Source organism: Brevundimonas sp., assembly GCF_031082345.1.
Taxonomy (GTDB): domain Bacteria; phylum Pseudomonadota; class Alphaproteobacteria; order Caulobacterales; family Caulobacteraceae; genus Brevundimonas.
This window is the reverse complement of the sequence record NZ_JAVHLH010000155.1, coordinates 1-6,950: the sequence shown is the minus strand read 5'-3', so window position 1 is coordinate 6,950 and position 6,950 is coordinate 1. Positions and strand designations below refer to the sequence as shown.

The following is a 6,950-nucleotide window of genomic DNA, read 5'->3' as shown; positions in this document are numbered from 1 at the left end:
AAGGAAAAGCAATGGGGTGACGCGTTTGTCGCACAGTTCGATGAAATGCGCCCCCTTGACGGCCGACTCGCCGAACAGCACGCCGTTGTTGGCGAGGATGGCGACCGGATAGCCCCAGATGCGGGCGAAGCCGCACACCAGGGTCGTGCCGTACAGGGCCTTGAACTCGTCGAACTCCGAGCCGTCGACGAGGCGGGCGATGACCTCACGCACGTCATAGGGGGCGCGGACGTCGTCGGGGATGATCCCGTACAGCTCCTCGGCGTCGAAGGCCGGGGCGCGCGGCTCGCGCACGTCGAGGTCGACCCGCTTCACCGTGTTCAGGCTGTCGACGATGGTGCGGACGATCTCGAGCGCGTGCTCGTCGTTTTCGGCGACATAGTCGACCACGCCGGACTTGCGGCCGTGGGTCTCGGCTCCGCCCAGCTCCTCCGCCGAGATGACCTCGCCGGTGGCGGCCTTCACCAGCGGCGGGCCGGCGAGGAAGATAGTGCCCTGTTCGCGGACAATGACACTCTCGTCCGACATGGCCGGGACATAGGCGCCGCCGGCGGTGCAGGAGCCCATGACGCAGGCGATCTGGGGGATGCCTTTCGCCGACATCCGGGCCTGGTTGAAGAAGATGCGGCCGAAATGGTCGCGGTCGGGAAAGACCTCGGCCTGGTGCGGCAGGTTGGCGCCGCCGGAATCGACCAGATAGACGCAGGGCAGGCGGTTCTGCTCGGCGATCTCCTGGGCCCGTAGGTGCTTCTTCACCGTCATCGGGAAATAGGCGCCGCCCTTCACCGTCGGGTCGTTGGCGACGATCATGACCTCGCGGCCCGAGACCCGGCCGACGCCGCAGATCATGCCGGCGCCGGGGGCCTCGCCCTTATACATGTCGCAGGCGGCCAGCTGGCCGATCTCGAGGAAGGGCGAGCCGGGGTCCAGCAGCCGCTCGACGCGGTCGCGGGGCAGCAACTTGCCGCGGGCGACGTGGCGGTCGCGCGACTTCTCGGGACCGCCGAGGGCGGCCTGGGCCACGCGTTCGCGCAGCTCGTCGCGCAGGGCGCGGTTGTGGGCGTCGAGCGCCTTGAAGGCGGGGCTGTTGCGGTCGATGGCGGTCGTCAGCTTGGGCATGGGGGTGGTTTAGGGCGCCGTCCGCGCTCGCTCCATAGCAATTAGCTATCGTCATTCCGGGCGAAGGCTCGCGCAGCGAGCCGCAGACCCGGAACCCAGCGGCGCCGCGACGGCGGCGAAACACCGGTCGTGGAGGACTTGAGGCGACGGTGCTCCCGACAGCTTCGCGCTCTCGCGCGCCGCTGGGTTCCGGGTCTCCGGCGCTTCGCGCCTGCGCCCGGAATGACGAAAGCAAAGAGAGCTTATGTCACCGGCCTGCAAATCCAGTTGACGCCGAACCTTCGCCGTGGCCTGTCGCGCGGCCCATGACCGTGCTCAGCCTCAAGACCCGTGCGACCCTGAAAGACCTGCTGCACCTCGCGTGGCCGGTGGTGCTGGCGCGCATCGGCATCATGACCATGGGGCTGACCGATGTGATCGTGGTCGGCAACTGGTCGGGGGTGGAGCTGGCCTACAGCTCGCTGGCCCTGACCCCGACGATGATCGTGGTCACCACCGCCGTCGGGCTGATGATGGGGGTGCAGGTGATGACCGCCCGCTTCCTCGGCGAGGGGCGGCGGCACGAGGTCGGGGCGGTGCTGCGGCGCGGGGTGACCTATTCGCTGCAGCTGGGCCTCGGCGCCATGGTCGGCCTGATCCTTCTGGGTCCGTGGGCGCTGGGGAATCTGGGTCTGGCCGACGGACTGGCCGAGGGCGCCTCGCCGGTGCTGATCGTGCTGGCCCTGTCGATGCCCGGCTATCTGGTCAGCGTGGCGGCCCAGTTCTTTCTCGAGGCCCTGCACCGGCCGCGCGCGGGCATGTGGGCGATGTGGATCGCCAACGGCGTCAATCTGGCGCTGAACCTGCTGCTGGTGCCGGATGTGCTGGGGCTCGGCTTCGACGGCGCCGTCGCGGCGGCCTGGGCGACGCTGTTCGCCCGCACCTCGCTGGCGGTGTTCCTGATCGTCTACATCGTGCGGATGCCGGAGGCGCGGTCGCTGGGGGTGTTCGACCGTCCCCGGCGCGACCCGCCGGCCGAGCGCGAGCAGCGCAAGGTCGGTTACGGCGCGGGCAGCTCCTATTTCATCGAGGTCGCCGCCTTCGGGGCCATGACCATCATCGCGGGCCAGCTGGGGGCCATCGAGACCGCGGCCTGGACCATCGTGCTCAACGTTTCGGCCATCGTCTTCATGGTCCCGATGGGGCTGTCGTCGGCGACGGCGGTGCTGGTCGGCCAGGCCTATGGCGCGAGGGACGGGCGCGGGGTGATGCGGGCCGGGCTGGTCGGGCTGGGGGTGGTCAGCGTCCTGACGCTGACGGTGGCGCTGGCGCTGTGGCCGACCGCAGGATGGGTGGCCAGCGCCTACAACCGCGACCCGGCCCTGCTGGCGGTGGTGGTTCCGGCGCTGGTGCTCGCGACCCTGTTCTTCGTCGCCGACGGCATCCAGGTGGTCTCGGCCTCGGCCAACCGCGCGGCGGGCGACGTCTGGTGGCCGACGATCATGCATTTCCTGTCCTACAGCCTGATCATGATGCCGCTGGGCTGGTGGCTGGCGCACGAGATCGGCGTCAACGGCCTGGTCTGGGCCGTGATCCTCGCCAGCCTGGTGTCGTCGGCGCTGCTGACGGGCCGGTTCGTGCGGGTGGCGCGGCGGCTGCCCGGGTAGGGGCGAGGGTCGAGGGAACCGGGGAGCCGCCGGCTGGGTGTTGCGAAATCGGCCCGCACTCGCCACTAACCGATCTCCCTCGTCCCTCGTCCCTCGCCCCTCGAACCTCCGGAACCCATGTCCCGCATCCTGATCACCTCGGCCCTGCCGTACATCAACGGCGTCAAGCATCTGGGGAATCTGGCCGGGTCGATGCTGCCCGCCGACGTCTGGGCGCGGTTCAAGCGGGCCCAGGGCCATGAGGTGCTCTACATCTGCGCCACCGACGAGCACGGCACCCCGGCCGAGCTGGCCGCCGCCGCCGCCGGCCAGGACGTGCGGACCTATTGCGACGAGCAGCACGAGATCCAGAAGGCGGCGGGCGAGGCCTTCGGCCTGAGCTACGACTGGTTCGGCCGCTCGTCGAACCCGCCCAACCACCGCCTGACCCAGCATTTCGCCGAGGTGCTGGAGAAGAACGGCCTGATCGAGGAGCGGGTCGACCGGATGATCTATTCGGTCGACGACGCCCGCTTCCTGCCCGACCGCTATGTCGAGGGCACCTGCCCGCACTGCGGCCATGTCGGGGCGCGGGGGGATCAGTGCGACAACTGCGGGCGGCTGCTGGACCCGACCGACCTGATCGACCCCTATTCGGCGGTGTCGGGGTCGAAGAACCTCGAGGCGCGCGACACCCGCCACCTGTATCTGCTGCAGACGAAGCTGGAGCAGCGCATCCGCGACTGGATCGGGTCCAGGACCGACTGGCAGACCCTGGCCCGCTCCATCGCCCTGAAACACCTCGACGAGGGGCTGATCGACCGCGGCATCACCCGCGACCTGAAGTGGGGCGTGCCGGTGGTCGGTCCCGACGGCGGGCCGCGGCCGGGCCTGGAAGGCAAGGTCTTCTACGTCTGGTTTGACGCCCCGATCGAATATATCGGCGCGACCGAGGAATGGGCCGAGGCCACGGGGCGGACCTGGCGCGACTGGTGGCGCACCGACGAGGGCGCCGACGACGTCCGCTACGTCCAGTTCATGGGCAAGGACAATGTCGCCTTCCACACCGTCAGCTTCCCGGCGACGATCCTGGGCTCAGGCGAGCCTTGGAAGACGGTCGACACCCTGAAGGCCTTCAACTGGCTGAATTGGTACGGCGGGAAATTCTCGACCAGCCAGAAGCGCGGCGTGTTCATGGACCAGGCGCTGGAGCTTCTGCCGGCCGACTACTGGCGCTGGCATCTGACCGCCTACGGGCCCGAGGGCTCGGACGCGGCCTTCACCTGGGAGCAGTTCCAGTCGACGACCAACAAGGACCTGGCCGACGTGCTGGGCAATTTCGTCAACCGGATCGTGAAGTTCGCGGAGAGCAAATTCGACGGCGTCGTGCCCGAAGCCGGCGAGCCGGGGCCGCTGGAAGCGAAGCTGGAGGCCGACGTCGCCGCCGGCATCGCCGAGGCCACGGCCGCCTTCGAGGCAATGGAGTTCCGCAAGGCCTGCCAGGCCCTGCGCGCGGTCTGGGTGCTGGGCAATGAGTATCTGCAGGAGGCGGCACCCTGGACCGCCTTCAAAACGGATGTTCCGAGCGCCGCCGTCGGGGTGCGCACCGGTCTGAACCTCGTCGCCCTGTTCGCCCGGCTGGCGGCGCCGGTGACGCCGTTCTCGGCCGGGAAGATCGCCGCCTCGGTGGGGGCGACGGACCTGTCGTGGCCGAAGCCGGACGAGGCGCTGTTGGACGTCCTGCCGCGCGGCCGGGCGGTGGCGGCCCAGGGGGTGCTGTTCACCAAGATCGAGGACGCCCAGGTGGCGGAGTGGTCGGAGCGGTTCGGCGGCGCCGGGGTCTGAGCCGCCGCCCGGGTCGAATTGAAAAAGGCCCGGATCGCTCCGGGCCTTTTGTCTATGGGGCCGGCGTCGGCGGTTCCGCCGTCACGGGCGGCGGCGCGTCCGCCGGGGAGGTCGGCGTCGGCGGCGCCGGCGGGGCGCCGTCTTCCGTCTCCAGCCCCTTCAGGTGCTTGGCGGCCTCTTCCTCGCCGATGTCGAGGAAGGCCGGGGCGGCGGCGTTGAATTCCTCCATCCGGTCGGTGCGCACGATCACTGAACGGGCGCCGTCCCAGATCATGTGGAGCGCCACATACAGCACCACCACCAGGCCGACGTAGCCGATCCAGCGGTGCTGGTTCAGCAGCTTGGCGATATAGGTCGCGGCCACGCCCATCAGGGCGATCGACAGGATCAGGCCGAAGACCATGATCCACGGGTGGTCATGGGCCGCGCCGGCCACGGCCAGCACATTGTCCAGCGACATGGTGATGTCGGCGATCATGATCTGGATCAGGGCCGCGCCGAAGGTCTTGCGCTTCAGGCCCAGCTCCTCGGGCGAGGGGCCTTTCCCGTGCTCGATGGCGAGGGCCAGCTCCAGCTCGTGCTCGGCCTCGGCCTGGTCGTGGGTGGCCTGCTCGCGCAGCTCGCGCCACATCTTCCAGCACACCCACAGCAGCAGCACGCCGCCGGCCAGCAGCAGGCCGATGATGGCCAGCAGCTGCACCGTGATCAGGGCGAAGCCGATGCGCATGACCACGGCGGCGGCCAGGCCGATCAGGATGGCCTTGCGGCGCTGCTCCTGCGGCAGGGCGGCGGCGGCCAGACCCACGGCCACGGCGTTGTCGCCGGCCAGCACCAGGTCGATCATCAGCACCTTGCCGAGGGCGGTGGCCTGGCTGGCGAGTTCGGGAGACAGGAATTCCATGGGCGCGCTCTAGGGCAGGGGAGGCGGGTTGGGCAAGATGGAAGGCGGGGTTCAGGTCCCGCCGCGCGCGCGGGTCGATTCATAAAGCGCCACGGCGGCGGCGTTGGAGACGTTCAGACTCTCGAATCCGCCGGGCATGGGGATGCGCGCCATGACGTCGCAGTGTTCGGCCACCAGCCGGCGCACGCCGTCGCCCTCGGAGCCCATGACCAGCACGGTCGGCCGCTCGTCCAGCGCCTGCTCCAGCGTCAGCTCCGCGTCCCCGTCCAGCCCCACGGCGCGCCAGCCGAGGTCGGCCAGCGTCTCCAGCGCCCGGCTCAGATTGGTCACCCGCGCGCAGGGCAGGCGTTCGGTCGCCCCGGCCGAGGCCTTGGCCAGGGCCCCGGCGAGGGCGGGGGAGTGCCGGTCCTGGACCACGATCCCGCGCGCCCCGAAGGCCAGGGCCGAGCGGAAGATGGCCCCGACGTTCTGGGGATCGGTCAGCTGGTCCAGCATGACGATGACGCCGCCCTCGCCCGGCGCCGGGGCCGGATCGGCGATGTCCTCCAGCGCCACGCCCTCCAGCGGCTGGACCTTGAAGGCCAGACCCTGGTGCACCGCCCCGGCGGGCAGCATCCGGTCCAGCGCCTGGGCCTCGATGATCTCGATCTTGTGGCCGTGGGCCGCCTTGTCGCGTTCCAGCTCGGCGGCGCGGTCGGCGGTCGCCAGCAGCCGGCCCATGCCCTTGCGGGCCGGATTGGCCAGGGCGGCGAGCACGGGGTGGCGGCCCCACACGAAATTGTCGGCGTCGGCCTTGCCGCCGCGCGCGGGACGGGGGGCGGAATCAGCGGCCCGGGCCGGCGGATTGGGGTTCCATCCGCCGCTCTTCGGCGCGCCCTTGTCGAAAGGCCGCGCGGCGTCCGGACGCCCGCCGGGCTTGCCTCCGAATGCCGGTTTTTTGCCCGATTTCCGGTCGTTGCGTTCTGGATTTCTCGACACTATAAGACGCCCTCCGATTTGGAGCCCTGAGGGCTTTCGGGTCTGGCGCCCCTCCTATCGCAGGCGACGCGAGACACCGAGAGCTTTTGTTGCGCCGGGGGTCGAAAGACCAACGTCGCAGCGGTCCGACGGTTCGAAAAGCGCGCTGGGGGAATGTCCCGAGCGGCAAAGGGGGGGGACTGTAAATCCCCTGCGTAAGCTTCGCAGGTTCGAGTCCTGCTTCCCCCACCACGCGCTTTCGAAACGACGGTCCGGACGCCATATCGGGTCGGCGGCCGACGGCTTTCGGGCCCGGGGCCGTCTCCGTGCGGGTATAGTACAATGGTAGTACAGCAGCCTTCCAAGCTGAATATGTCGGTTCGATTCCGTCTACCCGCTCCAGAATTCGACAGCTGACCCAATCGCCCCTTTCCGGGCCACAGGAGTTTTGGCCATGGCCAAGGAAAAGTTCGAACGTAACAAGCCGCACTGCAACATCGGCA

The 6,950-nt window shown here is 69.5% G+C and carries 5 protein-coding genes and 2 tRNA genes; 4 read left to right on the top strand and 3 right to left on the bottom strand.

The window, feature by feature from the left end:
* Positions 1–1,119: carboxyl transferase domain-containing protein (locus RDU12_RS10535; RefSeq protein WP_308684586.1), on the bottom strand; the 1,119-nt coding region annotated here is incomplete at its 3' end.
* A 305-nt stretch (positions 1,120–1,424) separates the two neighbouring features.
* Here RDU12_RS10535 and RDU12_RS10530 point away from each other — a divergent pair.
* Both RDU12_RS10530 and metG read left to right on the top strand, forming a co-directional pair.
* Positions 1,425–2,765 (top strand): MATE family efflux transporter, encoded by a 1,341-nt coding sequence (locus RDU12_RS10530; RefSeq protein ID WP_300292411.1) that lies wholly within the window; start codon positions 1,425–1,427, stop codon positions 2,763–2,765.
* Between the two features lie 117 nt (positions 2,766–2,882).
* The gene (gene metG / locus RDU12_RS10525) at positions 2,883–4,589 is read left to right on the top strand and encodes a methionine--tRNA ligase (RefSeq protein ID WP_300292409.1); all 1,707 of its coding nucleotides are present in this window, start codon (positions 2,883–2,885) and stop codon (positions 4,587–4,589) included.
* A 52-nt stretch (positions 4,590–4,641) separates the two neighbouring features.
* On the opposite strand, the gene RDU12_RS10520 is transcribed toward metG, so the two are convergent.
* Positions 4,642–5,490 carry a YjbE family putative metal transport protein gene (locus RDU12_RS10520; RefSeq protein ID WP_308684585.1) on the bottom strand — a complete coding sequence of 283 codons (849 nt, stop codon included), beginning with the start codon at positions 5,488–5,490 and terminating at the stop codon, positions 4,642–4,644.
* Between the two features lie 51 nt (positions 5,491–5,541).
* Positions 5,542–6,468, bottom strand: coding sequence for a 23S rRNA (guanosine(2251)-2'-O)-methyltransferase RlmB (gene rlmB / locus RDU12_RS10515; RefSeq protein ID WP_308684584.1), 927 nt, complete (start codon positions 6,466–6,468; stop codon positions 5,542–5,544).
* 147 nt (positions 6,469–6,615) lie between these two features.
* Here rlmB and RDU12_RS10510 point away from each other — a divergent pair.
* Positions 6,616–6,699 (top strand) — tRNA-Tyr (locus tag RDU12_RS10510).
* A gap of 76 nt (positions 6,700–6,775) precedes the next feature.
* Positions 6,776–6,849, top strand: a tRNA-Gly gene (locus tag RDU12_RS10505).
* Positions 6,850–6,950: the final 101 nt, after the last annotated feature.

Excerpts from the sequence above, each read along its gene's own strand:
- metG (WP_300292409.1), top strand. The coding sequence starts at position 2,883 with ATGTCCCGCATCCTGATCACCTCGGCCCTGCCGTACATCAACGGCGTC.
- RDU12_RS10520 (WP_308684585.1), bottom strand. The coding sequence starts at position 5,490 with ATGGAATTCCTGTCTCCCGAACTCGCCAGCCAGGCCACCGCCCTCGGC.
- RDU12_RS10530 (WP_300292411.1), top strand. The coding sequence starts at position 1,425 with ATGACCGTGCTCAGCCTCAAGACCCGTGCGACCCTGAAAGACCTGCTG.